Below are 24,929 nucleotides of genomic sequence, written 5' to 3'. Positions count from 1 at the left end.
TTCCCTCCTCTTAGTCTCGAGTCAGAACATCGAGAGCGGCACGGTGAAGGAAAACCTTGGAGCGGCCTTGTTGGATTTCTTCTAGGATTCCTAAATCTACGAGATGCGCCAGCCACGCGCTGGCGGTTTGGCGTTTGACGAAGCCCGTCTCTACCACGTCAGTAATGCGTACATAGGGCTTGATAAGAATGAGCTCGGCCATCTCGAGGGGATGGTTAATCACGCCCGCAGAACGTATTCGTTGCGCAGTGTTTTCCTGGATAGCCCGAAGCTGGGTAATCATCGAGGAGGCGTCGGCAGCCGCTGCGTGAACGCCGCGGATCATAAAAAGAAGCCAGTCTTCCCATGCTCCCTTAGCTGTCACAGCGTTGAGATGGCGATAGTAGTCTGCTTTGTTTCCGACGATATACCCGGACAGGTACAAAACCGGCAGCTCAAGAAGATCTTCTTGGATGAGGTAGAGGACGTTAAGGATTCGTCCAGTGCGCCCATTGCCATCGTAGAAAGGATGGATTGCTTCAAATTGATAGTGAAGCAGTGCCATCTTTACAAGGGAATCAACGTCGTGGCTGCAATATATATAGTCCTCCCACGCTGCGAGATGGTCCTCGATAATCTCCCTTCCTTCAGGTGGGGTGTAGAGCCTCTCCTTCGTTACAGGGTTACCGATAAACGTGCCCGGAAGTGAACGCACCTCGGCCTGAGTATCTAGAAGGGTGCTGCATACGATTTTTGCTGTCTTTTCTGATAGAGGTCGCTGCGATAGTGAGGAAAGTCCAGCGTGGAGCGCGGCGTTATAGCGAAGAGCCTCCTTGGTGGCAGGAGTCGGCTCGGCATCGACGTGCCACGCCGCACGGAAGAGCTCGTCATTAGTGGTGACGATGTTCTCAATCTCGGAGGAAGCACGAGCCTCACGCAGTGGAATCGTTGAGGTGATGATCTCCGGGTTAGGGATGAGCTGGCAGGCCGTACGCAGTTCAGCCAGTTTTTCCTTAGCATCGATGATGGCCTTAAGCACGGGAACGGTTTCCACCACTTCTGCAGGGGGGAGGGGTGGAAGCTCATTGTAGGGGGTGTCCGGGCTATAGGTTGGCATGGTAAAAGAATAGACATGTTGAGCAGATATGTCGATTTTTTTCAGAATTTTCGACATATCTGGATGACTTGTCGATTGCGTCGACATATCGGCGTACCCTCAGACGTTGACGTGTTAACAAATTAAGAAAGGCATCCTTATGGCGAAAATCGGCATCATCCTCGGCTCTACCCGCGACGACCGCGCCGGACTGGCCATCGCCCAGTGGGTCACCGACCTCGCTCAGGGGCGCGACGTGGACTACGAGCTCATTGACCTCAAGGCCTTCGACGTTCCGATCCTCACCACCTCCGTCATTCCTATGGCGGCAAACAAGAATTACGAGGATCCGCAGGTGCAGGCTTGGTCCGATGCTGTCGATTCCTGCGACGGCTATATCTTTGTCACCCCGGAGTACAACCACTCCGTGCCGGGCGCTTTCAAGAACGCCGTCGATTCCCTCGGCGCCGAGTGGGTAGGCAAGCCGATTGCGTATGTGGGCTACAGCTTCAGCGGCGGCATCCGCGCGGTAGAGGCGTGGCGCCTCATCATGGCGAACTTCTCTATGAAGCAGCTGCGCACCCAGCTGGATATCTCGCTGAATACCGACATGAAGGATGGCACCTTCACCCCGGCTGATTTCAAGGCCGGGATCGTCGAAAACATCTGCGCCGAGCTGGAAGAAGTCCTATCCTAGGGCGCATGGAAAAGGTAGCAGTCGTCACAGGAGCATCGTCGGGGATCGGGGAGGCGTCGGCAAGAGCGTTGGCGGCCGACGGTTGGCATGTCGTCGTCGGTGCGCGTCGCGTAGAGCGCCTTGAGGCTCTCGCGAAGGAAATCGGTGGCGAGGCGTACGCCCTCGACGTGACCTCGGACGAGTCCGTGGCTGAGTTCGTTTCCCACCTCGACCGGGTCGACCTCTTGGTCAATAACGCCGGTGGCGCTAAGGGTCTGGAGCCCCTCGTGGAGACCACCATCGAGGACTGGCAGTGGATGTATGACGTCAACGTCCTCGGCACTGTCCGCATGATCCAAGCCCTCATTCCTAAGCTGCAGGGCGGCCTCATCATCAACATGGGTTCCGTTGCCGGGTGGAACGTCTACGAGGGCGGCTCCGGCTACAACGCCGCTAAGCACGGTGTGCGCGTGATTTCCCGTGCACTTCGTATCGAGGAGCACGGCGTTCGTGTCACCGAACTCGACCCGGGCCGTGTATCCACGGCGGAGTTTTCCCTCAATCGTTTTCGGGGCGACACCGAACGTGCTGCACAGGTGTATGACGGCGAACTCAACCTCACCGCAGAAGACATCGCTGAGGCCGTGCGTTGGGTGGCCTCGCTGCCGGAGCACGTCAACATTGACACCATGACCATTAAGCCGCGCACGCAAAGCTAAATTACCTGTTTCGCTGCAGGTGAGACGCCTCTTATAGTGGCATGCGTTAGTGAAAACACATGTGAGTATGGGGGTGTTAGATGGCATTCAGCGCCATAGTGGCCTTAATGGGTGTGTGGTTCGCGGCGATGGCCTCGCCAGGACCAGACGTGGTGCAGATTATTCGTTTGGGTGCACGCTCTACGCGCGCGGCGGTGTGGGCCGCAATCGGTAGCACCACCGGCTTGATGATGTGGACCGTTGCTTCGCTAGCGGGGCTTACCGCATTGATTTCGGCGCACCCGGAAATCCTGGTGGCGCTGCAGGTTGCCGGCGGCAGCTATCTGCTGTGGATGGCTTTTTCTGCCATCAGCGGTGGCATCAAAGAGCGCCGTGCACCGGCAACTATGAACCCTCAACCGCGCGGGTTCACCCCGGATGGCATCATCAGACTCGGCACGGCGTACCGCATGGGCCTGGTCAGCGACCTTTCCAACCCCAAGGTTCTGATTTTCTTCGGCGCTATCTTTGCCAATTTTATCGATCCGGACATGGGCTTGAGCGCCAATGCCACGGTTGGTTCTGTGTTGGTTATAGAAAGCCTCATTATTTTTGTTGGTGTCGCGCTGTGTACTCGTGCGGTGTCGAAGTGGATGGCGAAGAACTCCGCCAGTGTCGATATCTTTAGTGGCGTAGTGTTTGCCCTGCTTGGCGTCATCATTCTGGTGGAGGGACTGCTCAGTGCAGCCGCTGGGTATGCTGGTCAGCATGCTAGAAGTCTCAATTAAGGGAGAATCCATCAAGCTCGGCCAGTTCCTCAAACTGGCATCCTTGGTCGCCACCGGGGGTGAGGCCAAAGAACTTATCGAGCAAGGCCAGGTCACCGTCAATGGGGAAGTGACTAAGCAGCGCGGTGCAACGCTGGCGCTTGGCGACGTCATCTGCGTCTCCGACACCTGCGCCCGCGTCGTCGAAGACGACGACGATTATTTTGATGAGGCCACCGCCGATGATGACTTCGACCCGGAGAAGTGGAGGAACCTTTAATGCCCGCCTTTGAAGCAGAAGTAGGAATGCCCTACTGGATTACTCTGGCTAGCTCCGACGTGAAGGCTTCCGAGGAGTTTTATTCCGCCGTGTTGGGCTGGGAATTCGAAGAGGGCATTGCCCGTCTGGAGGGCCTGCCGATCGCGGAGATCGTCCCTGGCCAAGACACTTGGGCAACGTACTTCCTTTCCCGCGACTTGGAAGCCGACTGCGCCCGGGTAGAACAACTCGGCGGCAAGATTCTTGCTTTAGGCGCTCCGTTGGCGCTTGTTCTGGACAACAGTGGTGCGATGTTCGGGCTGACGCAGCCGGAGCTCGATCGCTTCGTCGCCGGCGGCGAGCCGGGGACCCCGGTATGGCACGAGCTGACGGTCTCGGAGAATTTCCACTCGACGTTGGACTTTTATGGCGAGCTCTTCGACTGGGAGATTCGCGGCGATGAGCACTACGCAGTCGCGGAGGAAGAAGGCGCTGCCTTTGCCGGGTTCTGGCACGCGGAGGGCTTGCCGAGTTTCTGGCAAACCTACCTGGGCGTGCGGGATATCGACCAAGCGGCGAAGGCTGTGGTGGATAACGGCGGAAAAATCATTCGCGAGCCCCACGATTCACCATTCGGCCGCCTGTGCCTGATCGAGGATTCCACGGGCGCGACTCTGACCTTGTGTGAGGTCGAGGATGCCCCCGAAGAACCCATCGAACTCTAGGGTTACGGAGGTCGTGCGCCGCATACCGCCCGGCAATGTCTCCACATACGGAGAGATCGCAAAAGTGGCGGGCGTCGGCCCGCGGTATGTGGGCTGGGTGATGTCGAAAAGCACAGATCTGCCCTGGTGGCGGGTGGTTAACAGTACCGGCCGCGCCCACACTTCCGCCGCCCAAGTCCATTGGGATGAAGAAGGTATCCCACACCGTGGGGACCGCGTGATCCTTTCGAAGTGCGGTCTGGATGCGGCGGATCTGGGAGGGTGAAAGTGCGCGCTTGGCTCTTTTTGACCATTGCCATCATCAGTGAGGTGGTGGCGACTTTATGCCTCAAGGCGGCGCTAGAGCACCCCGCGGTCTATGTCGTGGTGGTGGCGGGCTACGTCGTCGCTTTTTCCGCCCTGCACCAAGTGTTGCGCTGCGGCATGCACGTGGGTGCGGCCTATGGCATCTGGGGCGCAACCGGCGTGGTGCTTACCGCAGGGTTGTCCGCGTACCTCTTTGGCGAACAGCTCACGCCGCTCATGTTGGTGGGCATGGGGTGCATCATCGTCGGCGTGGTCTGCGTTGAAATGGGCGGCAGGGAACCGAAGACCACGCTCGTGGAGGTGGATCCTTGATCTGGTTATCCCTTGCCATCCTCATCGAAGTCGCCGGTACATTGGGCCTGCGTATGCTGGCCGTTCATGGGCAGAAGGCGTGGGTAGCGTGGGTCGTCGTGGCCTATGTGTCCTCCTATGTTTTCTTGTCGTTGGCTCTCCGTCAGGGCATACCGCTAGGTGTGGCCTATGGAATCTGGACTGCCTGTGGCGTGGCGCTTACTGCTCTTTTATCCTTCATGCTTTTCCGCGAGCCTTTCACTTGGCTTAAGGGTTTAGGGGTCGCGCTGATCATTGGCGGAGTGCTCCTAGTGGATATGGGGTAGAGCCGGCTATCCCATTCGTCGTTGTAAACGACGGATCCTTCCTAGAAGGGGATTTCTTCACCGCCTTCAGATTTTTTGTTCTTCGCCTTTTCTGTTTGGCGTGCGGCTTCTCGTTGTTCTTTGTCTAGCTCGGCTTTAAGCTCCTGAGCCTCGCGATGCTTCCTGGTGCGATATCCTTCAATATCTTGTGCGATGCTCCGTGCCCAGCGCTTGCGCTTAGGAGCCAGCGGCCCGGAAGGCTCTGTGATTGCCCAAGTTCCGTCCTCAAAAAGCCAGACCACATCCCCGGTATCAGGGTCCAAGATATAAAAGGCCCGTCCATCGGTTTTCATATTGTGGTGGTGCTGGCACAACGCCACCATGTTGTCCGGATGCGTTGGCCCACCATCGGCGTAGTTAATCCGGTGGTCTAACTGACACAACCACGCCGGCATTCCGCAGCCAGCGGCACGGCAGGTGCCATCGCGGCCTTCAACGTATTTGCGAACCATCGTGGCTGGTCCGTAGCTCTTAGAGGCCTCCGGCTTGGTGCTCAAATCTCTTACCGTTGTGGATTTAGCCGGGATGTCTCCTGCTTGCCAGCCATGTCCTTCCACGTACACCGGGGCGTCCTCTACATCGTCGGCTTTATACGTGTGGAGCACTACTCGGGCAGCTTCTGGCTCCACCTTTCCGGTAGTGAGGAGGATCAGCGCTTCCGCCATGGACACCTTATGCTTTTCGGCTGCTGCCTTAATTGCTTCATGGATGATGATTCCGACGCTGCTGTCTACCTCGAGTTCTAGGGTGGCGCGCTGGGCGCGGGTCATCATGGAGTACCGATTCTTTGGGCGCTTATCCTCCACGGCGATGGAGTCATCATGAACCTTGACGAGGTCGCGTATCCGGCGGCGAATCTGCGCGGTGGTGGGAAATACCTGATTCGGCTTAGTCGGGGTAAACCACCGAGCTAATGAGGCATCAATTGCGGCGACCACCTCCTTTGAAGGCTGGCCTAGTTTAGCCATCACCTGATCGATGGCAATCAAAGCCGCTAGGTCCAGCAAATGGTTGGCATCTTGCAGAGCCTTTACTTGAGGAAGCTCGGTAAGGCGGTGAAGGCCCATGATAATGCGGGCTACCGCGCCAGCAGATTTACCGGTCTTTATCCCAAGGCGCATGCAGGCCGTATCGGCGTCCTCGTCAAGTGCGGGAAGAACGCTGGACCAGAATTCATAGTCTGCCTGGCGTACACCTTGACCTGCCACGCAGACCGGATCATTTGGATTGGAATGAGAAAAATAGGACGCATTAACAACGTCTGTAGTGGAAGACACGAAACGCGCAACCCCCCTCTTTCTTAAGTGAATTACTGAGAGGATCCGAACCCCCACTGTTCGAAACCCCTTTCGAAAAACGAGTTTATGCCACACCCTCCACGATGTCTACCCCGGAAGAAAAGTTGTTAAAGGGGAGGCAACTGAGGTGGCAGATGCTGGCGAGGTATGGTTTCAGTCGGTCTCCCGCTCGATGCGGGCCGCGCGGAAGTCCCCTGGAGTGGGACGTATGTTTGGTTAATGCGCCCTCACTGGGGGGTTGTTAAAATTGTGACTTGAGTTAATCTATGCGCGTGCTGAAACCTACCCCGCTCATCGTTGGCCTTGCTCTTGCGGCTCTCACGGCGCCACCCGCCCATGCCCTGACGTTCGATCCTGAAAAGGTCCCACCACGCACCCAGATGACCGTGCGTTATGCCGACGGAAACTCGGTCTCCACCGGAAATGGCCATGAGTCCCGCGCCGCGCTATCCCTGGCCAAGCTATACCTCGGCATGTGGGTGCTGAAGTACGGCGCGCCGGAGGATAAAGCCCGCGTGGAGAACATGATTCGTTTCTCTGAGGACGGAACTGCCAGCGACTTAGAGTGGAAATATCCGCAGGCGATTCCCTCCATCATCGGTGAGTATCAGCTGGGGGAGACCCACCACAACGGCTACTGGGGAAATGTCACGACGTCGACGGAGGATCTCACGCGCTTCATCGGGGTGATTTCTGGCGATCCGGTTGCCGCGCCGATCACGAAGGGCATGGCGACGGCAGCGCCCACGGCGGCCGACGGTTACCGCCAGGACTTTGGCACCGCACGAATCCCGGGCATCATCGGCACGAAATTTGGGTGGTCGGATGATCGCCAAGTTCACGCGAGTGCCTCTTTTGGTCCGGGTTATAGTGTGGCGGCTAATACCTATGGTTCCCCGGCGGATCTCACGACGGATGTTCTCGGTGCGGTGGAGGTTTCTCCGCAGGCGCCGAGCTTGCCGACGCCCCTCCAAGATGCGCGCGATAGGGCGTGTGCGGAACTGAAGCGCGCTGTGCCGAGCTCGTCGCAGGTGTGCTGACCAACCAGGAAATAAGCTAAGAAGTACCTTTGCGCTTGCTAAGAAATCAATATATTCTCGGCTGTCAACGAAGCAGTTGCTAGCCCGAAAGGTATTTCTGATGCGCAAGACGTTGTCCATTTTGACCATTGCTGTTGCAGCTTTGAGCGCTGCCCCAGCAGCGACTGCGAAGAGCGACCAAACCCGTTCGCTTATTTCCCCAGGCACGTGTGCCACCATTACCAAGTTGGCAAATGAAGGAAAGCCCGTTCCGGATCCGTCTATTCTGCGCGATGCCGATTCCGTTCCTTCTTACTTCCAGAGCGGGGTCCTTAAGTACAAGGTGGCGGATGATTTCCCCTACCGCGAGCAGCTCGATGCCGCGGTAGCTGAGTGGAACGACGCGCTCGACGGGAAGGCCTCGCTTAAGGAAGTAGCGCCGTCCGAGGCTGATGAAGACACCATCGCCATCATCTACAAGCCGGAACCGAACGGTTACGTCCAAGGTACGGCCTACCCGGACCATGGGATGCTCTTCATCAAGACCGCTAACGCTCAGTACCCAGAGGCGCTCCAAGGCACTATCGCCCACGAGCTCGGCCACATGATGGGCGCGGGTCACTCCTGCGCCCACGCGCTCATGGCCGGTGCGAACCAGAATCCCATTTCTTATCATGTGACTCCGCTCGATGCGGTGGCTGTCCTGCAAGGACAGTTCGACTAAGTCACCGCAGGCTGGCCGCGCCCGGCGAATGCGAATAGGTGTCGTCGGTCTTGGCCAGGCGGTGAGCGCGGATTCCCAGGTAGATGACCGTCGGGTACATGATGAGCGCCACGAGGACATACTGCGTGACGAGCTGCCAGGTTTCCTCCCACATGTAGTTCCACGCGAAATGGAGACAGAAGGAGAAAAACAGCGCGCCCACGCCAATGCCGAGGCGCCACCACCATGGTTTATGCGCGGCGTAGATAGCCCAGCCGATGCCAAAACCTGCGATGGCAGAGAAGCACATGTGCAGGCACGGGCCTGCAACAAGGCGCAGACCCCACATCTGGAGCATGCCGATCCAGTCTGAGGTCGGGTGCATCAGTGCACCCATCGCGGAGTACAGGCTGTTTTCCAGGACTTCGAAGCCCCAGCCCACGAGCGCACCGACGATGAAGCCGTGCCAAGGCCGGTTGAGCTGTCGGAAGCTGAGGAGGATGAAGACCACGCCGAGGGCCTTGGCAAATTCTTCCGGATAAGCACCGGCCCAGGACATCATGGATTCCTCCCAGCCCAGGCCCACGGAGAGGTCGGTCAGTGGGGAGGCTGACAGCAGCGCCAAGGTCACAGCAGCGCCGGCTCCCCAGAGCACGCTTGCCGACGCCCACCCTTTCCCCGGCCTTGCCCACATCGGACTGCGACTCCACAGGAACAGGCCCAGCGCTAAGAAGCCGACGCCGAGGATCAAGCTAACGAGGCCCGGCAGAGGAGCCACGAAGAAAATGCCGAGCAGATTAATCAGGGAAATCGGTAGGCAGAGACCAATGATGATCCACAAGGTAACGCGGAAGATTTTGCTCATCAGAAGGCCTCCATAAATTGTTGGGCAAGGTCGGTCGGGTCACCATTGGAGAAGACGATCTGATAGTTGAGATCGCCTTTAGCCACGCTGAAGGCGAAGACCGGAATAAAGCCATCCGTTTCAAGGGTGAGAATGCCTCCGGCATCTTTAACGTCTTCTTTCTTCGGCATGCCCTCGAAGCTGGTTGCGCGCACGGCGCGGCGCAAAGCGAGTGCATCGTCCTCGACGCCTTCGGTGACATAGGCCTCGACCAAGGTATCGCCGCAGTCCCAGGCCTGGTTGGCCATGGAATCATGATTTACGCTGCACGTAAGGCCCTCGATGGGTTGGCGCCACTCAGGGTCATCGAGCACCACTTCTTCCATTTCAGGTTCACGTTCCGGCAAGGCCAAGCTCAGCACAGCGGGCAGCCCAAGGACGAGCAAGGTTGCCCCGAGCACGGCGAAGAAAGGTCCCGTCATCTTCGCCGGAGGGAAACGATAAGAAGTCATGCACACCACACTAACGCGTGCTTCTGACATAGAGTGAAGTGCATGAAGGATCTGTATCAATTTGTTAATGGCCCATGGATTGAGTCCCACGTTATCCCCGATGATCGCGGTGTCGACGGCACCTTCCACGCGCTGCGCGACGAAGCCGAGGAACTCGTCCACGAGATCGTTAAGGAAGACGCTGGCCGTCCCGGGATCGTGTATTCCTCTCACATGGACGTTGAGGGAGTCAATGCTGCGGGGACGGCGCCACTTTCCGAAGATCTGGATAAGCTGGTTGCGGCTGATCCGGAGGAGTTGGCGCACAACCTGGGTGTTCTGGAGCGCGAGGGCGTTGGTGCCCCAGTGACCTTCTGGGTAGAAAAAGACTCCGGCTCTGAGGACGCGGTGGCCTACATTATTCAGTCTGGTTTAGGTCTGCCGGATGAGGCTTATTACCGCGAGGAAGCTCACGCGCAGACGCTCGCTGACTACGAGAAGCACGTTGCGGCGATGCTGGGATTCTTAGATCCCGCCCGCCTCTTCGGGCTGGGCGCGGAGGTTGCAGCTACCCGCATCGTGAACCTGGAGAAGGAAATTGCGGCAGGGCACTGGGATGTGGTGGCCTCCCGTGATGCGGTAAAGACGTATAACCCGGTGGACGTCGCCAAGCTGCCCAACATCACCCGCGCCATCCTGCAGGGTGGGGGACTGCCGGAGCACCGTGTGGTGGCCATGATGCCGTCCTACTTTGAGCACCTCGAGGGCCTGTTCACCGCCGGCCGTATGGCGGATTGGCAACTGTGGGCTACGTGGCACATTCTGTTGTCGCGTGCCCCCTACCTCACCGAGGAGATCGGTAAGAAGAACTTCGAGTTCTATGGAACTAAGCTCTCGGGTGCTACTGAACAGCGTGCACGTTGGAAGCGCGCCGTCGGGTTGGCGGAAAACATGGTGGGCCAGGAAATCGGCAAGGTCTTCGTGGACAAGCACTTCCCGCCGTCCTCGAAGTCCGAGATGGATGAGCTGGTGGAGTACCTTACCGCCGCCTACCGCGAGAGGATTTCGCAGCTGGAGTGGATGACCCCGGCTACCCGCGAGCGCGCGCTGGAAAAGCTCTCCCAGTTCAAGGCCAAGATTGGGTACCCGGATATGTGGCGCGACTACTCTGAACTGGAGTTTTCGCCGAAGGGCGCGGACTTGGTGGCCAATGTGCGCGCAGGCAACGCGTGGAACCACGATTATGAGTTGGCCAAGATTGGCAAGCCGGCGGACCGCGATGAATGGTTCTCCACCCCGCAGACGGTGAATGCTTTTTATAATCCGGTGGTCAATGACATCACCTTCCCGGCTGCCATTTTGCGTCCGCCGTTCTATAACCCAGAAGCTGATGCCGCAGAGAACTTCGGCGCTATCGGCGCGGTGATTGGTCACGAGATCGGCCACGGTTTTGATGACCAGGGCTCGCAGTATGACGGCCAGGGCAACCTCAACTCTTGGTGGACGGATGAGGACCGCGCGGCCTTCGAGAAGCTGACCGCGAAACTGGTGGACCAGTTCCAAGGACAGGTGCCGAAGGTACTGGAAGGCACCGATTCCGCGGGTGTCAACGGCAGCTTCACCCTGGGTGAGAACATCGGCGACCTGGGCGGGCTGGGTATCGCCGTGGTGGCCTACAAGAACTACTGCGCCGACAAGGGCCTGGACATTAACGGCCAGGTCGCGCCGTTTGAGGCAGAGGGCGCTGAGCCGGAATTGGCAGAGCACGAGTACACCGGTCTGCAGCGTTTCTTCCTGGCATGGGCGCGCGTGTGGCGCACGGCTATCCGCCCGGAGATGGCCACGCAGTACCTGGCCATTGATCCGCACTCGCCGGCGGAGTTCCGTTGCAACATCATCGCCGAAAACATCGATGAATTCTACGAGGCCTTTGACGTCGAGGGTGGCCTTGCCGCAGAGGAGCGCGTCACCATCTGGTAGTACCCTTGGGGGCCATGAGTGACTACCAACTAAGTCCGGAACAACAGCTCGAGCAGCTCTCCTCCTACATGGAGGTGCACTACCCGCTGCCGGACTTCCGCCCGCCGTGGGCCGGTGGAGGATCGCCGGAGGCGGACCGCTACTGTGCGCTGCTGCCGGACCGTATCGTGCAGGCCTCCATGATGGTGCTGGGCTCCGCAGTGGATCACTCGCTGCCCGGTACCGCCTTTACGGAGGGGGTGCGCGTTGAAGATTCTGAGGTCGGAGCGATCTTTGTTCCTTCAGAGCAGAATGGACGCTGGGCGGTATCGCTGCACTCCGGTGGCTGGTGGCGCGGTGACGGCAAGGCGCTAGAGATGCAGTGGCGGCCCGAAGTGGCTGCTGCGGCGCAGCTGTCGGGGACCACGATCATTGATGTGGATTATCCGTTGGCGCCCGAGCACACTGTGGCGGAGATGGTGGAGTCGGTTCAGGCGGCCGTCGATTATGCGCGCGCCCAGGGGGCCGAGCGCGTGACGGTGTGGGGCTATTCCTCCGGTGGCGCGCTCGCAGCGCTGGTGCCTGCCGACGCCCTCCTCCTCACCTTCCCTGACTTCGGCGCGCTGGCCAAGCTTCCGGAGGAGATCCGCGGCGACTATGTCCTCGATGTTGAGAAGCTGCCGGGGCTATATTCCGGCATCTTGGTCCAGACCGCGGCGCAGGACGAGATTGCTGAGCGCGTGAAGATCCCCGGTGCACAGACCGCGGAGTACGTGTCGATGCACCGTATTTCTACCCCGGCCGTGGCGCGTCAGAGGGTGCGTGACGCGGCCAAGTTCCTGTAGGGCTATTGCTCGCCCTCTGGGCGAATCTTCATCTCAGAGTTCTTCCACCAGCCGGAGCGCTGAATGATTTCTTGGTCGATCTTCGCCTCCAGCGGGGCCTCGCCTTGGGAGTTGGTGCGCAGCTCGTACTTTTCAATAGAACCCCAGTCCCGCGCCCAATCGTTGTTGAGGTAGCTCGGGATCTCATAGGAGTAGTTCACTGCCTCCGCGGTTGCCAGCGCGCCACCACCGGAGAAGGACTGGAAGTCCGTGAGGGAAGTTTGCGCGGCGGCGTCGGGAAGAATGCGGAACTGCGGAATTTCGGTTACCCCGGCGTAGTGGTCAAAGGTGCGCTGGCAGGGGAACTGCAGGGCGACGGACCAGTCAAGGAGTGCCGGGGTGGAGGAATCGAATTGCGAGTTGATGGTGGCAAGCTCCGGCACGCGCGGCGGGGTAAACGCCATCCAATCATCCTCATCGGTGGAGTCGTCTACCGCAACGAGGCGCACGACGTTGGCCTCCTCCGGGAGCTCGTCCAGAGCAATGCGGAGGTTGCGCCACTTGGGGGTAGCACCGACGTCGGAAAGCTCGGCCTCACCCTTGTTGGTGACCTTGCCGTCCTTGAGGGTGCCGTACTCCAGGGTGAGCTCGGTGCCCTCCTGCTCCACGCCGTTGACGTCGTGGTGGTAAATCTTGCCGGCGGCAGAAACCGAGAGGATGGGGGAGTTTTCTGAGGATTCCGGCAGGTTGTACCACTGCGTGGTGATGGTGGCGGTGGAGCGCTGCGACTCATCGTAGGAGCCCATGACCGGGACCTTCGTGTAATCCAGGTTGAAGGGCAGGTGCATCTCGGAGCCGTTGACGCCCAAGGTTCCGCGCACGCCGCCGGCGGAAGAGTCGGTGACCTCGGTGGCCTTCTCCTCGCTCTCGGTGAGCTCCTTTTGCTCGTTAGAAGACGCAGAGGAATCACCGGTGGTGTTGGCAATGGCGCCTACCGACGCCGAGTTGAGGTTCTCCGGTTCAATATCCTCCTTGATCATGTTTGGGCCGAAGCCGAAATTGTCTTCCTTCGGATCCACCAGGGAATCTTTGAGTTCGCCTGTAACCGGAGTGAGGAAGGCATCGTTGGTGTTGGTTTCCACCAGCGTGGCATCCGCGAGCGAGCAGACATCGCCGCGTAGGGAGGCCAGGTTGCCCTTGCCCACGGAGTAAGAATCCGCCTGGGCCACGTAGCCCTTGGCAAAGGAGGCGCAGGAGAAGGCGACGATGAGGATGCAGGCCACTGCGATTGGTGCGGACATGGCGCCTGCCCAGCGGGACACCTCAGCCTTCCGGCTGTTGTGAGTAAGTGATTGATAGAGGCCAATCGCCAGCACCACCATGCCGATGGCGAGCACCACGGTATTGGCCTCAATAGCCTTGAATTGCACCGTGCGGTCCCACCACGGGATGCCGAAGGAAGACACGTACCACCAGGCGTTCCAGCCGCCCAGGGAGATGGCCATGAGGAAAATCACCGCGGCGATGGAGAAGGTGCGGGCGCGCGGGGAGCGCATGGCGATCTGGGAAAGGACCACCGAGCCGAGCGCGGCGATAACGCCGGCGACACCGGCGTAGATGCCGAAGTGGTGCGTCCACTTCGTCGGCGTGAACATGAGGAAGAAGGCCGACAGCGCCATGATGGCTAGCAGGCGCTTGGTGGGATCTGCCTCCGCGCCCACGACGCGGTGGTCCTTAATGAAAGCGTAGATAATGAGCGCCAGGCAGAAGAGCATGGTGAACATGGCGAAGCGGCGCGTCAGGGAGCCATCCACGGAGGGCTCAAACAGCGTGGAGTAGCGCACGAACTCCGAGTACCACGGCAGGGACGGGCCGACCGCGGAACGAACGCGAGTGGACTCGAGCACGGACGCTAACGTTTGATCCCCGAAGGCGGCAACCATGACCGCAGTGCCGCAGGCCAGGAACGGGGCGATGAGAGCTGTCCAGCCGACCTGGGAAGCGCGCGTGCCCATGATGCGGAACAGCGAGGGCAGGCAGACCAGGAAGATGCCCACCGCGGTAAGACCAGTGGGGCCTGCGGCCAGGGTAATGGCGGCGATGATGGTGCCTACGGCCGCTGGTAGGAGGCGCTGGTTGGAGATGGCGCGCTCAAAGGAGGCCCACGTCAGCATGACGCCGAGGGCCACGATGGGTTCCGGGCGGATGCCGTTGTTATACGGCAGCCAGAAAGCCAAGAACATGAAGGCCGCGGTCCAGTGCGCCAAGCGGCGCTCGTTGACGCGGGCACCGAAGCGCGGGAGCATCTCGCGCGACAACACGAACCAGATGATGAGCGCCGAGATGAGGGAGGGCAGGCGCACGATGATGGAGGCGCTGGAGAACTGCGCCAGCCATGCTACGAGGTCGTAGTAGGGAGCACCGAACGGGGCCTCGGGGACGCCGTACCAGCGGTAGTAGTTCGCCATGTAGGTCGCGTGATCGGAAACGCGGCCCATGGTGAGGATGAAGCCATCATCGGAGGTGTTGGCGCCGAAGATATACCACCAGCCGAGTACGGCAGCCACGACGCCATCGAGCGGGCGGATCTGCTTCCAGGTCTCGGGCATGAAGCCGAAACGTTTGCCATCGAGGCGGTCAATTCGCCACAAACACACCAGGCTGATGACCACCATGGCCAAGCCCAGCCACATGGCGATGAGCTTGAGCGGTGTCGGGGAGGAGGTGAAGCGCGAGTTGATCTCGACGTGGATACGGAGGTCATCGCCCAGCTCTGTGAGGTTTTCTGGGGTGTCGTCGATTTCGGTGTAGACGCCGGTGACCTGCGGGCGCAGATCCTCATCGGAAGTTTTCTTGTGCTTGCCCAGGGTCACCGTGGTGCCGTCACCGGTGGACTGGATGCGGAGGGTGGCGTCGTCAGGCAGCTTCGCCACTTGCTCGGCCGTGAGCGAGAAAATGACCTCATCGAGGCTGGTGACCGAGAGACCACCCTCGCCGGCACGGACAAACATGCCGCGGTTGGAGGCCTTCTTGGACTCCGGGGGCACGGTGCCGTAGAGCAGGTCCTGGCCATCGCGCAGCTTGTCGACGGCGCTCAGGGGGATCTCTGCATCAATTTCTTCCGGCGCCACCGAGATGAGCGGGGCGTTGATGGACTGCAGGGAGCCCTGCTGGGGCCAATCGAAGGAGGACTGGGTTTGGTTCACCGGCAGCAGCGGCGTGGCCACAAAGCAGAGGAACCCGATGAGTCCAGCGATGATGGCGGTGAGCCGCAGGGACTGCGGTGCACGTAATGAAGAGGTTTTCCGATCTGACACGGCGATCAGTGTACGTCACCGACGTGCCTTTTTAAGATCTGGCCGCGACGACGAAGGGGCCGATTTGTTTGACTTCCCAGCCCTTCTCAAAGACTTCCGGGTTGAAGAACACCGCGCGGTAGCGCACGTTGGGCTGGTTGGGGTAGATGTCCTCCGCCAAGTGAGTCTTGTAACCGTCACCGGGTTCTTCCATGTCGCCGCGGAAGATGAGAACGTCGGGCCCGCGCCACGGCGCGGACTCGAGGGACTGCGCGAACTCCTCCGGAGTCTGTTCCCAGGACTTCGAGGCCCACTCCTCGATTTGCAGGTTGCGGGTGCTGAACTCTCCCAGCGGGTTGGCGTAGTTGCTGGTGAAGGCGTTGAACCCGTAGTAGGGGTTATACGCCATGAAGAGCTTTTCATCCGTCAGGACAACTGTGTCGGTGGCGTCGTAGCCCTGGGAGTCGATGAACTCACGGATCTTGGCGTAGTTGGCGGAGGAATCGCTGGTGTAGCGGTCCGCGCGCTCACCGTAGCCGTCGGTATCGGTATAGGCGTGGTCCAGGGCGGTCACGTTCGTCGCCGGGATCTGCTGGGCATAGTAAATACCACCAAGGCCCATGATGATGGCGAATACCAAGGTTATGCGCTTGCTCGTGGTCTCGGTGAAGCGCGCCGGGTAGAGCGTGGGAAGGCCCATGAGGCGGACGTCGGCCAGCGCGAGAATGCCAGCAGTGGCGAAGAGCACCGCGACGATCAGCTCGAGGCGGAAGCCCAGCAGCGTGCTGCCGGCGAGGGTCATGACCATAGAAGCCAAGATCCACAGGTAGGTGCCGACGATCGCGGTGCCCATTGACCTGATGTCGGGCTCGTCGATGCGTAGGACGAGGTAGATCAAGCCGATGAGGCTGAGAATGCCGATGACGGACAAGGAGAGGAAGGGGGCCGGGATCTGGGTGCCCTCCTCCGGCAGGTAATGCTGCGCGGTGGATTCCAGCGGGGCGGTGGCATGCAGAACCGCGTGCAGGTATGGCGCCCAGGCGATCGCGGCGATGGCCAGAGAACCGGCCGCGATAGTAGCGAGGTGTATCAGGGGAGTCCATGTACGTTCGGCCACGCAGGTGACGAGCGCAATGAGGCTGACGATGGTCAATGCCACGGCACCGGTATAGAGCGTGTAGAAGCAGGCGGAAACCCCCAGGTAGATGGCAATTCCGGCGGTGGAGAACCAGGAAGAATTATGGAAAGCATGCGAGCACAGCACGGCCACGGCCGGCACGCCCATAGCGATGACCGCGGAATAGGGCTCCTCAGCGCCGATGGCCAACGTCACCGCTGTGGTGGTGAGGGCAATGGCGGTGGCAACCGGCAGGGAACCGGACAGCCGTTGCCACAGGGGAACCAGGATGCACCCGGATACGGCCAGGGAGATGAGGCTCCACGGTTGGTATACCTCCCAGCCGGGCATGTTGAGGAGGTTTGCGAGGCGCCCGCCCATCCAGAACCAGCCCAGTGGGTAGAAGGTGGGCAGGCCCTCGTAGTTCATGTCCGCATAGGAACCGGCTTCCGTGGCGCGGGTCAGGAATTGGGTGCGGAAAACCTGGTCTACCTGGACGCCGTCGAGCCACAGGCGGGAGGCCGAAAGGGGGAGGCCGATACTGGTCAGCGTGAGCAGCGCTGGGGAGATATAACACACAGCGGTGGTGAGCCACGACCGCCAGCGGGGGCGCGGGGAGGCGCCAATCACCCACCACACGCATAACGCGCCCACTAGGAGAACGGTGAGCGCAGTTCCCGCAGTGCTCAATGCGCGGGTCACCATCGACGTGCTGAACGCCGGAAGGGAGACCGTCTTGAAGGCGAAGAAACCAATGAGCGTGATAAGGCCGCCACCTACAGCGGCGGCGGCCATTCCCACGAGAGTGGCGCGACGCGTCAAGCGGTCGACGTTATATTCCACGGTGGGGGACATAGACGACGTGGCGGGAGACTCAGTCATGCACTTAGTCTCCCACACGCCGTGGACATAGCGGAACTTTAGAAAGGCAGCTTCCGGAAGATGGCCTGCGGGATGAACTTGAATCCCAAGGACACGTACTCAAAGAGCGGGTGCACGAAGATGGACTGCTTGCCGTCGAGCACTGCCTTGACGGTGGCCTTGGCCACGTCGGAGACGTTAACGGTCAGCGGTGCCTCGCCGGCCTCCGCCGACATCTTGGTGCGCACCTGACCCGGGCGAACCACCAGCACCTTGGCGCCGGAGCCGCGCAGGGCTTCGCCGAGGTTGATGAAGAAGCCGTCCACGCCGGCCTTGGAGGCGCCGTAGACGAAGTTGGAGCGGCGCACGCGCATGCCGGCGACAGACGAGAGCGCCACGATGGTGCCGTGGCCCTGCTGCTGGAACTTCTGGCCGAGTAAGACTCCGAGGGAGACCGGTGCGGTGAAGTTGGTCTGGGCCGAGGCAACTGCCTTAGCCTGGTCCTGCCAGAGTTCCTCCTGGTCACCGAGGGTGCCGAAGGCGATGATGGCGACGTCGACATCGCCACGTTCAAACGCGCGCTGGACGACGTCCGGGTGGCCCTCGAAGTCAGTCGCGTCAAAGTCCAGGACCTCGACGTCGCCACCGCGGGACTCGATGGTGGCGCGGGCCTCCGCGATACGCGGGGAGTCGGCACGAGCAGCCAAAGTGACCTTGGCCGGGCCGCGCTCGAGGAATTCCTCGACGATGCCGAGGCCGATCTCGGAGGTGCCGCCGAGAAGGAGGATGTGTTGTGCTTGGCCTACTGCATTCAGCATGAGGTTAATCCTTTCTAGTGCAGCTCGAGGCGGCGGGACATATCGGAGGCGAAGACGCCGGTCGGGTCGATGTTGTTGCGGGTCTTGAGCCATCCCTCGAGGCCCGGGTACATCTTGTGGAAGTTCTCCGCCGAGGTGCGGGACTCCTTGGCCAGGTAGAGGCGGCCACCAAATTCCATGACGCGCTTGTCCAGATCGTCGAGGAAGGTGCCCAGGCCCGGCTTGATGGGGAAGTCTACGCAGACATTCCAGCCCGGCATCGGGTAGGACAGCGGGGCCTTGTTACCCGGGCCGAAGAGCTTGAACACGTTGAGCGCGGAGTAGTGGCCGGAGCGCTGCATGTCGCGGATGATGTCCTTGAAGGGCTCGACGGCATCAGTCGGCACCACGAACTGGTACTGCAGGAAGCCGTTGGAACCGTAGCCGCGGTTCCACTCGCCGATGAGATCCAGCGGCTGGTAGAACTGCGTGAGGTTCTTGACCTGGTTACGCGCCGGGGCGCCCATGAGGTAGTAGGCCTCACCGATAGCCATGAGGGACAGCTTGTTCATGGTGAAGTTCGGGAAGATATCCGGAACCGTCATCAGCTGCGGGGCATTGAACTTCAGCGGGTCCTTTGCCAGCTTCGGGGCGAGCTCCTCCAGCTGCTCCAGCGTGGCCAGGGAGCCGCGGGAAATGGTGGAGCGGCCCAGCTTCGGCTCCGGGGAGATGACGTCGAACCACGCGGAGGAATACGTGTAATTGTGCTCGGAGCCATCGGAGTGGAAGGCGATGGTTTCCTCGAGGTTATCCGTGCGGTCGGTATCCGCGATGAAGTAGGCGGTTTCCGTCTTCGTCATCTTGATCTTGGCGCGCAGGATGATGCCGGTCAGGCCCATGCCGCCGACGGTGGCCCAGAAAAGATCGCTGTGCTCTCCCTCCGGGGTCAGGTGCAGCACGCGGCCATCGGCGACGAGCAACTCCATGGAGGTGACGTGGTTACCAAAGGAACCGGCGGAGTGGTGGTTCTTGCCGTGGATATCCGGGCCGATAGCACCACCGATGGTGACCTGGCGGGTGCCCGGCAGAACCGGAACCCACAGGCCATAAGGCAGGGCGGCCTTCATGAGCTGGTCGAGGGTGACTCCACCGTCGACGTCGACGATGCCCGACTCTGGGTCGATGGAGTGGATGTTGTTGAGCGGTTGCATGTCGATGACGAGGCCGCCGGCGTTCTGCGCGGGGTCACCGTAGGAGCGGCCCATACCGCGGGCGATGACGCCGCGGCGCAGGTGGGAAGGCTTATCAGCGTTGTCCTCGGCCACCTGGGCGACGGCGGTCTTGATGACGTCGACGTCCGGGGTGGATAAAACATGGGCGGTTGTCGCCGCCGTGCGGCCCCAACCGTAGAGGGACTTCTCAGTAGTATGCAGTTCCATCTCTTACTCTTTAAATCGATGTGATGGGTCGGTTTTCTACACTACCTAGGCGGCAGTGGCTGTGGCGGGAGTGAAAACGTGAGATTAGGTACAAAAGCCAAGCAAACGGAACATTTGTGCCGTCCGGTTGTATGGTTTTCTATGGCTAGTACAGATCCATGATCTGCCGGATTTCCTCGGGAAGTTCATCCTGCGAGGTGATCTCAGGGCCTTCATAAGAACGCAGGATTTCATAGACACGGCCGCGCGAGGTGGAGTCAAGGATGGGCAGTTCCTCGGCGATGAGCCGCGTCATAAAACCATTGAGTGGCAGTGAGGTGTGCTCGGTGGCGAGGAAGTGACCGTGGCGCTTGTCGTCCTCGGCGCGCTCATCTTGCGCCGCGCGCTGTGCCGGAGTGAGGTGCTCTTTTTTGGAGGAGTACATGCACGGTAGCCTACCGCCCGCCTAAAGTGGTGCGGTATGACTTCTCCCAAGCAAGATAATTATGCGTTGGATGACACCCTCGCCGGACGTATCACCCAAGCTGCGGCCGTGGCGATCATGACTTCTTATCCAGATTGGATCAAGAACAAGACTGCGCTCGTGTCCGCCTATGTCCTGTCTTTCTTAGGCTTTGGTGCACTCGTGGCCATTACTAATGCCGAGAGCCACGAGGGGCAACCGGAGCCGGAGAAGCCGGAGGTGCCGCTGTGGGCGCTTCCGGTTGGCCTTGGTGCGCTCGTGGTTGGCGGCTGGTTGGGGATTAAGGCACAGCGGGGAATCGTTGGCTTTATCCGCCGCCGCGGCGTGGCAAAACCGTGGACGGTGTGGGGCGGAATCGGGGCCGCCATCGTGTTCATCCTCAGCGAGCTCGAAGCGCGCGAGAACGCCGCCCGCAACTAAAAGTGCGTATGGTGGGGCACATGAGCTCACAGGTCACAGATTTGGCGCAGGTCCGCGCCAAACGTGGTGATTCTGCTCGAACCCTGCTGTGCCAGGTGTCCAACGTCCGCGCGGAAGCCGAGGTGCACCGCCAGATTGGTTTCTCGGATGCACTCACGCTGGAAGAGCTTCACCATATTCTCGAGGTCTGCTTCGGCCTGCCTCAAGAGAATTCGCCGTGGCACTTTTTTGAACATACCGATGCCCGCGGCCAACGAATCGATCCGAGCCATACCGTGCGCGAATTCTTAAGCCGCGAAGGCGAGCAGATTGATTATGCCTGGGGGCTGTGGGATTTCGAGATAGTCGTGGTGGAGACCTATCCGCGCGATAACGGCACGCCGGAGGCTCTGTGCGTGGGTGGCTCCGGATCTTTTCAGACACCGTTTGATCTCACCGCCGTGAATGCTGAGCTCACAGGCCAGGAAACCATTGATGAAGTTCTGGATCTGGTGGTTAGTCCCGTCCGCGCGCTCATTGAACGAACCCGGCTCTATGACTTCGTTCCGCTCCTCCAAGCTTTGGATTTGAATCGCGAAGTCAACATTGATGCTCAGGCGTACCGCCAACTGCGTACCCTGCCGCGAGAAGTAACAAACGAAGGCAAGGACGCCTTTTGGTCGATGGCGCTGGCGCTGTCCTGCATGGGCGGGCGCGAGCTGACGGATTCCGTGGTGGAGACCGCCATGGCGGCGTTGGGCTGGGTCGACGATGACGGCGAGGAGCTTCGCGGTGCCGAGATTCGGGAGCTGTGCACGGCGTCGCTTAAGGTTTTGTCATCCCTCGGCGCCTATGGTGAAGACGCCGTCGCACCCGTGGATCGCCTGGACATTTACCGCGCCCTCATCCGCGGGTAGAGTATTCCGCCGTGACTGAACCTACTTCCACCCTGAAGACGCAGCTCGTGCGCTTTGTCTCCGTCGGTGTTTTCACCGCGGCCATCGACTATGGCCTCACCCTCTTCCTGACGTACCTGGGCCTGCACCGCTCCCTGGCCAAGGCGATAGGCTGGGTTTTCGGTACCATCGCCGCGTATGTAGCCAATGCTCGCTGGACTTTCGGTGCACAAGTATCTGGTCGTACCGCCGGTGCCGTGGGCATGCTGTACCTGTCTACCTTCGCCGTGCAGAACTTCCTGTATTGGGTGCTCAACGCTCCGCTGATCAGTCTGGGCTTCGAGGGCGCGCTGAAGGACACTATCGCTTTCGTCATTGCGCAGGGCGTGGCCACGGTGACTAACTTCGCCATTCAGCGCGTATTCATTTTTAAAGGCAAGTAACTATGGCTGGTCGCGCCGAACGCCTCTCACGATCGAATTCCCTGCACGCGCAGGGCGCGAAGTTCGCCATTACGGGAGCCATTGCCGCGCTTATCGACGTCTCCCTGACCTGGCTTTTTCAAATTGGTTTAGGGGTGTTCGGGGACGTGGGCTCCCGAACTGTCGGCTTTGCTGTGGGCACCTTCGTGGCTTATTTATTGAATCGGCGGTGGACCTTCAACGCTCGGGCATCGAAGCGCCGCTTTGCCGCGGTGTTTGCCACCTATGCCATGACCTATGCGATCAATATTTTGTTATACCGCTGGGCCTTCCCCTTTTTCGACCACAACCTGGAGTGGCCCTCGTCCTGGGCACTGGCGGTGGCGTTTGTGATTGCGCAAGGCACGGCAACACTCATCAACTTCTTCGTGCAGCGGTGGGTCATTTTCCGCAGCACGCGCAAGTCCTTTGAGGTTTAGGGCCTGCGGAAGTCTTCCTTGCGGCCACGGTTGTGCAGGCGCAGCCATTCCATGAATCCCTTCACGTCATGCTGCTGCACGATGAAGAACCAGCCGAAACGTGCGAATTCCTGCGGCAGCAGCTTGCGCATGCCGCGCTGCCATAGAAGGTAGCCGCGGTTGCGGTAGGTAAAGAAGCGCTTGAACTCGCCCTCCGGATACTGAGTATGCATTTTGCCGCCGAGGATGGGCTTGAACTCGTCGGAGCCATCCGGGTGCAGGTAGCTGGTGGTCAGCGCAGTGCCGAAGTTTAAGCCCGAGTTGACCAGGCGGCGGTGGTATTCCACCTCATCGCCACGGATGAACAGGCGGTAATCTGGCACGCCGATGATCTCCATGGCCTCGGCGGAGATGAGCGCGCCGTTAAAAAGCGAGGCGATACCAGGGAGGAAGTCGCCCTCTAATTCGCTCATGTAGCGCCGCCACACCAAGCCCTGGCGCAGCGGGAAGGCCAGCTTGGCGGGCTCGTTGATGTTGCACACGGCGGGGGAAACTTCGTGAAGGCTGTTGTTTTCCGCAACGCGGTAGAGCTCTTCCAGCACGTGGTGGTCGGCGGGGCGGCCGTCGTCATCGGCGCACCACACCGCGTCCGCGCCGAGGGCGAGTGCGGTGAGGAAGCCCAGCGCGAAGCCGCCGGCGCCGCCGAGGTTGGTTTCGGAAGGCACGTAGACGGCGCGCTCACCGGCCAGTTCGTGGAGGAGTTCCTCTACAGCTTGTTCTGTGCCGTTATCGACCACGATGACCCACTGCACTGGGTGCGTCTGGTTCACCACCTGCTCAAGGGAGGCGCGCAGCAGTTCCACGCGCTGGTGGGTGACGATCACAGCGGCCGTCGTACCGGCCTGGGACAGGGTGGCAGTCATGCGTTCCATTGTGCCACCCGTGATGAGTTATACGATGCTAGCCATGGCTGTAAAAGGTATTGAAGAGATGTGGGCTCCTTTTCGGATTTCCATCCAGGTGGGTGACCTGACCTTGCGGGTGCTGCGCGATAGCGACATTGCTGCCATCCACGGTGTTAGTGCGGCTGAGATTTTCGGTGAGCCGCTTCCGGAGTACACGTTCCCCTGGCTGAAAGAGAAGCCGGACCCGAGCTTCCGGTGGGCGCACCGCGCGCAGATGTCCCCGGAAGAATGGTCGCTCGACTTCGGAGTGCATCTTGATGGTGAGATCATCGGCTCGGTGGATCTGCGGGCGAAGAGTTTTCCCGATAACCATGAGGTCGTAACCGGATCGTGGATCTACCACCGCCTTCAGGGCCGCGGGATAGGGACGCAGGTTCGCCATGCCGCTGCGGTCTTCTGTTTTGATTACTTGGGGGCCCATCGGCTGCGCTCCGAGTGGGACCCCGGCAATGAAGCTTCCCAGGCTGTATCACGCAAGCTGGGCTACATCATCGAAGGCAACAAGGCCGTGCTGCGCAAAGAGGACTACCAGCCGGGGCCGGCAGTGACTGTCAGTGGCATGAGCGAGGAGTTGGGCGAGCTGCTTGGGGTGAGGTGCCCTAAGTGACGAAAGTATGACCGACCATTCGCTGGGGCCCGAAAAGTTTGGCAACTAGGGCAGTAGGAACAGCAAGGTTTCCGTGAAAACAAGTGAATTGTCGCCTGTTTTCACGGAAACTTAGGCGTTCTCCTCGTTGTCGAAGCGCTTGCGCAAATCGCGCACGTACTCGCCCACCTCGGGGCCTTCGTACTCGCCGACGACCTCGGAGACCTCGCCCACCGAGCGAATCTGGCCGTGGTCGATCCATAGGGCGGTATCGCACAGCTGGGCCAAGAAGTCATTGGAGTGGGAAGCAAAGACCAGGATGCCGGAGCGCTTCACCAAGTCCTGGAGGCGCACGCGGGCCTTGGCCATGAAGGCGGCGTCGACGGCGCCGATGCCTTCGTCGAGAAGCAGGATCTCCGGCTCGATGGAGGTCACCACACCCAGCGCTAGGCGAACGCGCATACCGGTGGAATAAGTGCGCAGCGGCATGGAGAGGTAATCACCCAGCTCAGAGAATTCCGCGATCTCATCCATCTTGGCTTTCATCTGCTTGATGGTCTGGCCCAAGAAGAGGCCGCGGATGATGATGTTGTCATAGCCGGAAACCTCCGGGTCCATGCCCACGCCGAGGTCGAAGACTGGGGCAACGCGCCCGCGGACGTCGGCAGCGCCGCGCGTAGGTTCGTAGATGCCGGACAGCAGGCGCAGCAGAGTGGTTTTGCCCGCGCCGTTGTGGCCGACGAGGCCCACACGGTCGCCCTCGCGCAGGTGGAGGTTGATGTCTTTGAGTGCCTCCACCATGACCACGTTCTGGTCATTTTTGCCAATGGAGCCACCGGCCGTGGAGAGCATCGCCTTCTTGAGTGAACGGGATTTGGCATCAAAGATGGGAAAGTCCACGCAAGCGTTATACGTATCAATGGAAACCAT

28 protein-coding genes are annotated in these 24,929 nt (G+C 60.2%); 17 read left to right on the top strand and 11 right to left on the bottom strand.

Going from position 1 to position 24,929, the window contains the following annotated elements; all coding sequences use genetic code 11:
- Positions 1-10 precede the first annotated feature (10 nt).
- The gene (locus HMPREF3009_RS09645; RefSeq protein WP_046648684.1) at positions 11-1,153 is read right to left on the bottom strand and encodes a Fic family protein; all 1,143 of its coding nucleotides are present in this window, start codon (positions 1,151-1,153) and stop codon (positions 11-13) included.
- Positions 1,154-1,235: 82 nt separating this feature from the next.
- Here HMPREF3009_RS09645 and HMPREF3009_RS09640 point away from each other — a divergent pair, with 82 nt between their 5' ends.
- The 8 genes from HMPREF3009_RS09640 (at position 1,236) to HMPREF3009_RS09610 (ending at position 5,123) form a co-directional block, all read left to right on the top strand.
- Positions 1,236-1,772, top strand: a complete 537-nt coding sequence (locus HMPREF3009_RS09640; RefSeq protein ID WP_046648604.1) for an NADPH-dependent FMN reductase — start codon at positions 1,236-1,238, stop codon at positions 1,770-1,772.
- A 5-nt stretch (positions 1,773-1,777) separates the two neighbouring features.
- A complete protein-coding gene (locus HMPREF3009_RS09635; protein WP_070681605.1) occupies positions 1,778-2,470 on the top strand; it encodes an SDR family oxidoreductase in 693 nt (230 codons plus the stop codon).
- A gap of 80 nt (positions 2,471-2,550) precedes the next feature.
- Positions 2,551-3,237 (top strand): LysE family translocator, encoded by a 687-nt coding sequence (locus HMPREF3009_RS09630; protein ID WP_046648600.1) that lies wholly within the window; start codon positions 2,551-2,553, stop codon positions 3,235-3,237.
- Entirely contained in the window at positions 3,218-3,496 is a 279-nt protein-coding gene (locus HMPREF3009_RS09625) for an RNA-binding S4 domain-containing protein (protein WP_046648682.1), read from the top strand. The genes HMPREF3009_RS09630 and HMPREF3009_RS09625 overlap by 20 nt, the downstream gene beginning before the upstream one ends.
- A complete protein-coding gene (locus tag HMPREF3009_RS09620; protein WP_070517092.1) occupies positions 3,496-4,200 on the top strand; it encodes a VOC family protein in 705 nt (234 codons plus the stop codon). Before HMPREF3009_RS09625 ends, HMPREF3009_RS09620 begins: the two co-directional genes overlap by 1 nt.
- Positions 4,172-4,465 (top strand): MGMT family protein, encoded by a 294-nt coding sequence (locus tag HMPREF3009_RS13125; RefSeq protein ID WP_080975120.1) that lies wholly within the window; start codon positions 4,172-4,174, stop codon positions 4,463-4,465. The genes HMPREF3009_RS09620 and HMPREF3009_RS13125 overlap by 29 nt, the downstream gene beginning before the upstream one ends.
- Before the next feature lie 2 nt (positions 4,466-4,467).
- Entirely contained in the window at positions 4,468-4,818 is a 351-nt protein-coding gene (locus tag HMPREF3009_RS09615) for a DMT family transporter (RefSeq protein ID WP_046648597.1), read from the top strand.
- Complete coding sequence (locus HMPREF3009_RS09610; RefSeq protein WP_046648595.1) at positions 4,815-5,123, top strand: DMT family transporter; 309 nt, start codon at positions 4,815-4,817, stop codon at positions 5,121-5,123. The genes HMPREF3009_RS09615 and HMPREF3009_RS09610 overlap by 4 nt, the downstream gene beginning before the upstream one ends.
- Positions 5,124-5,164: 41 nt before the next feature.
- Here HMPREF3009_RS09610 and HMPREF3009_RS09605 read toward each other — a convergent pair whose 3' ends face one another.
- Positions 5,165-6,439, bottom strand: coding sequence for an HNH endonuclease signature motif containing protein (locus HMPREF3009_RS09605; RefSeq protein WP_070681642.1), 1,275 nt, complete (start codon positions 6,437-6,439; stop codon positions 5,165-5,167).
- A gap of 293 nt (positions 6,440-6,732) precedes the next feature.
- Here HMPREF3009_RS09605 and HMPREF3009_RS09600 point away from each other — a divergent pair, with 293 nt between their 5' ends.
- Both HMPREF3009_RS09600 and HMPREF3009_RS09595 read left to right on the top strand, forming a co-directional pair.
- The gene (locus HMPREF3009_RS09600) at positions 6,733-7,500 is read left to right on the top strand and encodes a hypothetical protein (RefSeq protein WP_158010570.1); all 768 of its coding nucleotides are present in this window, start codon (positions 6,733-6,735) and stop codon (positions 7,498-7,500) included.
- Positions 7,501-7,600: 100 nt separating this feature from the next.
- Entirely contained in the window at positions 7,601-8,203 is a 603-nt protein-coding gene (locus HMPREF3009_RS09595) for a zinc metalloprotease (RefSeq protein ID WP_046647030.1), read from the top strand.
- Between the two features lies 1 nt (position 8,204).
- On the opposite strand, the gene HMPREF3009_RS09590 is transcribed toward HMPREF3009_RS09595, so the two are convergent.
- Together HMPREF3009_RS09590 and HMPREF3009_RS09585 are read right to left on the bottom strand one after the other, a co-directional pair.
- Entirely contained in the window at positions 8,205-9,047 is an 843-nt protein-coding gene (locus HMPREF3009_RS09590; protein WP_049156732.1) for a PrsW family intramembrane metalloprotease, read from the bottom strand.
- Positions 9,047-9,538, bottom strand: a complete 492-nt coding sequence (locus HMPREF3009_RS09585; protein ID WP_049156735.1) for a hypothetical protein — start codon at positions 9,536-9,538, stop codon at positions 9,047-9,049. The genes HMPREF3009_RS09590 and HMPREF3009_RS09585 overlap by 1 nt, the downstream gene beginning before the upstream one ends.
- A gap of 42 nt (positions 9,539-9,580) precedes the next feature.
- On the opposite strand from HMPREF3009_RS09585, the gene HMPREF3009_RS09580 reads away from it, so the two are divergent.
- On the top strand, positions 9,581-11,497 hold the full coding sequence (locus HMPREF3009_RS09580) for a M13 family metallopeptidase (RefSeq protein WP_070681600.1): 1,917 nt from the start codon (positions 9,581-9,583) through the stop codon (positions 11,495-11,497).
- A 14-nt stretch (positions 11,498-11,511) separates the two neighbouring features.
- Positions 11,512-12,321 carry an alpha/beta hydrolase gene (locus HMPREF3009_RS09575; protein ID WP_118783643.1) on the top strand — a complete coding sequence of 270 codons (810 nt, stop codon included), beginning with the start codon at positions 11,512-11,514 and terminating at the stop codon, positions 12,319-12,321.
- Positions 12,322-12,323: 2 nt separating this feature from the next.
- Here the strand turns inward: HMPREF3009_RS09575 and HMPREF3009_RS09570 are convergent, their stop codons facing one another.
- From HMPREF3009_RS09570 to HMPREF3009_RS09550, 5 genes are all read right to left on the bottom strand, one after another.
- On the bottom strand, positions 12,324-15,617 hold the full coding sequence (locus HMPREF3009_RS09570) for an arabinosyltransferase domain-containing protein (protein WP_070681595.1): 3,294 nt from the start codon (positions 15,615-15,617) through the stop codon (positions 12,324-12,326).
- A gap of 31 nt (positions 15,618-15,648) precedes the next feature.
- Positions 15,649-17,595, bottom strand: coding sequence for a galactan 5-O-arabinofuranosyltransferase (locus HMPREF3009_RS09565; RefSeq protein WP_070681592.1), 1,947 nt, complete (start codon positions 17,593-17,595; stop codon positions 15,649-15,651).
- A gap of 38 nt (positions 17,596-17,633) precedes the next feature.
- Complete coding sequence (locus HMPREF3009_RS09560; protein WP_046647037.1) at positions 17,634-18,392, bottom strand: decaprenylphospho-beta-D-erythro-pentofuranosid-2-ulose 2-reductase; 759 nt, start codon at positions 18,390-18,392, stop codon at positions 17,634-17,636.
- Between the two features lie 14 nt (positions 18,393-18,406).
- Positions 18,407-19,810 (bottom strand): decaprenylphosphoryl-beta-D-ribose oxidase, encoded by a 1,404-nt coding sequence (locus HMPREF3009_RS09555; protein WP_070681590.1) that lies wholly within the window; start codon positions 19,808-19,810, stop codon positions 18,407-18,409.
- 145 nt (positions 19,811-19,955) lie between these two features.
- The gene (locus tag HMPREF3009_RS09550) at positions 19,956-20,234 is read right to left on the bottom strand and encodes a hypothetical protein (RefSeq protein ID WP_046647039.1); all 279 of its coding nucleotides are present in this window, start codon (positions 20,232-20,234) and stop codon (positions 19,956-19,958) included.
- Positions 20,235-20,270: 36 nt separating this feature from the next.
- On the opposite strand from HMPREF3009_RS09550, the gene HMPREF3009_RS09545 reads away from it, so the two are divergent.
- Genes HMPREF3009_RS09545 through HMPREF3009_RS09530 form a run of 4 tightly spaced genes read left to right on the top strand, consistent with a single transcriptional unit; the run spans position 20,271 to position 22,469 of the window.
- Positions 20,271-20,693: a hypothetical protein gene (locus HMPREF3009_RS09545; RefSeq protein WP_046647040.1), complete on the top strand. Its 423-nt coding sequence runs from the start codon at positions 20,271-20,273 to the stop codon at positions 20,691-20,693.
- A 20-nt stretch (positions 20,694-20,713) separates the two neighbouring features.
- Entirely contained in the window at positions 20,714-21,589 is an 876-nt protein-coding gene (locus HMPREF3009_RS09540; RefSeq protein ID WP_049156751.1) for a plasmid pRiA4b ORF-3 family protein, read from the top strand.
- A 32-nt stretch (positions 21,590-21,621) separates the two neighbouring features.
- The gene (locus HMPREF3009_RS09535; RefSeq protein WP_049156808.1) at positions 21,622-22,011 is read left to right on the top strand and encodes a GtrA family protein; all 390 of its coding nucleotides are present in this window, start codon (positions 21,622-21,624) and stop codon (positions 22,009-22,011) included.
- Positions 22,012-22,013: 2 nt separating this feature from the next.
- Positions 22,014-22,469: a GtrA family protein gene (locus HMPREF3009_RS09530; RefSeq protein WP_049156754.1), complete on the top strand. Its 456-nt coding sequence runs from the start codon at positions 22,014-22,016 to the stop codon at positions 22,467-22,469.
- Here HMPREF3009_RS09530 and HMPREF3009_RS09525 read toward each other — a convergent pair.
- On the bottom strand, positions 22,466-23,380 hold the full coding sequence (locus HMPREF3009_RS09525; RefSeq protein ID WP_198531134.1) for a galactofuranosyltransferase GlfT1: 915 nt from the start codon (positions 23,378-23,380) through the stop codon (positions 22,466-22,468). The two genes, HMPREF3009_RS09530 and HMPREF3009_RS09525, sit on opposite strands and share 4 nt — an antisense overlap.
- 34 nt (positions 23,381-23,414) lie before the next feature.
- Here HMPREF3009_RS09525 and HMPREF3009_RS09520 point away from each other — a divergent pair, with 34 nt between their 5' ends.
- Positions 23,415-24,020 (top strand): GNAT family N-acetyltransferase, encoded by a 606-nt coding sequence (locus HMPREF3009_RS09520; RefSeq protein ID WP_083312735.1) that lies wholly within the window; start codon positions 23,415-23,417, stop codon positions 24,018-24,020.
- A 111-nt stretch (positions 24,021-24,131) separates the two neighbouring features.
- Here HMPREF3009_RS09520 and HMPREF3009_RS09515 read toward each other — a convergent pair whose 3' ends face one another.
- Positions 24,132-24,929, bottom strand: a complete 798-nt coding sequence (locus HMPREF3009_RS09515) for a galactan export ABC transporter ATP-binding subunit Wzt/RfbE (RefSeq protein ID WP_070681585.1) — start codon at positions 24,927-24,929, stop codon at positions 24,132-24,134.

The sequence above is a fragment of the Corynebacterium sp. HMSC034H07 genome (assembly GCF_001815175.1).
Classification (GTDB): Bacteria; Actinomycetota; Actinomycetes; order Mycobacteriales; family Mycobacteriaceae; genus Corynebacterium; species Corynebacterium hiratae.
This window is presented reverse-complemented; position numbering and strand designations above follow the sequence as displayed.

Bases quoted from the DNA above. Each gene is read 5' to 3' on its own strand.
- HMPREF3009_RS09645 (WP_046648684.1), bottom strand. From the start codon at position 1,153: ATGTCGAAAATTCTGAAAAAAATCGACATATCTGCTCAACATGTCTAT.
- HMPREF3009_RS09640 (WP_046648604.1), top strand. From the start codon at position 1,236: ATGGCGAAAATCGGCATCATCCTCGGCTCTACCCGCGACGACCGCGCC.
- HMPREF3009_RS09635 (WP_070681605.1), top strand. From the start codon at position 1,778: ATGGAAAAGGTAGCAGTCGTCACAGGAGCATCGTCGGGGATCGGGGAG.
- HMPREF3009_RS09630 (WP_046648600.1), top strand. From the start codon at position 2,551: ATGGCATTCAGCGCCATAGTGGCCTTAATGGGTGTGTGGTTCGCGGCG.
- HMPREF3009_RS09625 (WP_046648682.1), top strand. From the start codon at position 3,218: ATGCTAGAAGTCTCAATTAAGGGAGAATCCATCAAGCTCGGCCAGTTC.
- HMPREF3009_RS09620 (WP_070517092.1), top strand. From the start codon at position 3,496: ATGCCCGCCTTTGAAGCAGAAGTAGGAATGCCCTACTGGATTACTCTG.
- HMPREF3009_RS13125 (WP_080975120.1), top strand. From the start codon at position 4,172: ATGCCCCCGAAGAACCCATCGAACTCTAGGGTTACGGAGGTCGTGCGC.
- HMPREF3009_RS09595 (WP_046647030.1), top strand. From the start codon at position 7,601: ATGCGCAAGACGTTGTCCATTTTGACCATTGCTGTTGCAGCTTTGAGC.
- HMPREF3009_RS09590 (WP_049156732.1), bottom strand. From the start codon at position 9,047: ATGAGCAAAATCTTCCGCGTTACCTTGTGGATCATCATTGGTCTCTGC.
- HMPREF3009_RS09585 (WP_049156735.1), bottom strand. From the start codon at position 9,538: ATGACTTCTTATCGTTTCCCTCCGGCGAAGATGACGGGACCTTTCTTC.
- HMPREF3009_RS09580 (WP_070681600.1), top strand. From the start codon at position 9,581: ATGAAGGATCTGTATCAATTTGTTAATGGCCCATGGATTGAGTCCCAC.
- HMPREF3009_RS09575 (WP_118783643.1), top strand. From the start codon at position 11,512: ATGAGTGACTACCAACTAAGTCCGGAACAACAGCTCGAGCAGCTCTCC.
- HMPREF3009_RS09565 (WP_070681592.1), bottom strand. From the start codon at position 17,595: ATGACTGAGTCTCCCGCCACGTCGTCTATGTCCCCCACCGTGGAATAT.
- HMPREF3009_RS09560 (WP_046647037.1), bottom strand. From the start codon at position 18,392: ATGCTGAATGCAGTAGGCCAAGCACAACACATCCTCCTTCTCGGCGGC.
- HMPREF3009_RS09555 (WP_070681590.1), bottom strand. From the start codon at position 19,810: ATGGAACTGCATACTACTGAGAAGTCCCTCTACGGTTGGGGCCGCACG.
- HMPREF3009_RS09550 (WP_046647039.1), bottom strand. From the start codon at position 20,234: ATGTACTCCTCCAAAAAAGAGCACCTCACTCCGGCACAGCGCGCGGCG.
- HMPREF3009_RS09545 (WP_046647040.1), top strand. From the start codon at position 20,271: ATGACTTCTCCCAAGCAAGATAATTATGCGTTGGATGACACCCTCGCC.
- HMPREF3009_RS09540 (WP_049156751.1), top strand. From the start codon at position 20,714: ATGAGCTCACAGGTCACAGATTTGGCGCAGGTCCGCGCCAAACGTGGT.
- HMPREF3009_RS09530 (WP_049156754.1), top strand. From the start codon at position 22,014: ATGGCTGGTCGCGCCGAACGCCTCTCACGATCGAATTCCCTGCACGCG.
- HMPREF3009_RS09525 (WP_198531134.1), bottom strand. From the start codon at position 23,380: ATGGAACGCATGACTGCCACCCTGTCCCAGGCCGGTACGACGGCCGCT.
- HMPREF3009_RS09520 (WP_083312735.1), top strand. From the start codon at position 23,415: ATGGCTGTAAAAGGTATTGAAGAGATGTGGGCTCCTTTTCGGATTTCC.
- HMPREF3009_RS09515 (WP_070681585.1), bottom strand. From the start codon at position 24,929: ATGGTTTCCATTGATACGTATAACGCTTGCGTGGACTTTCCCATCTTT.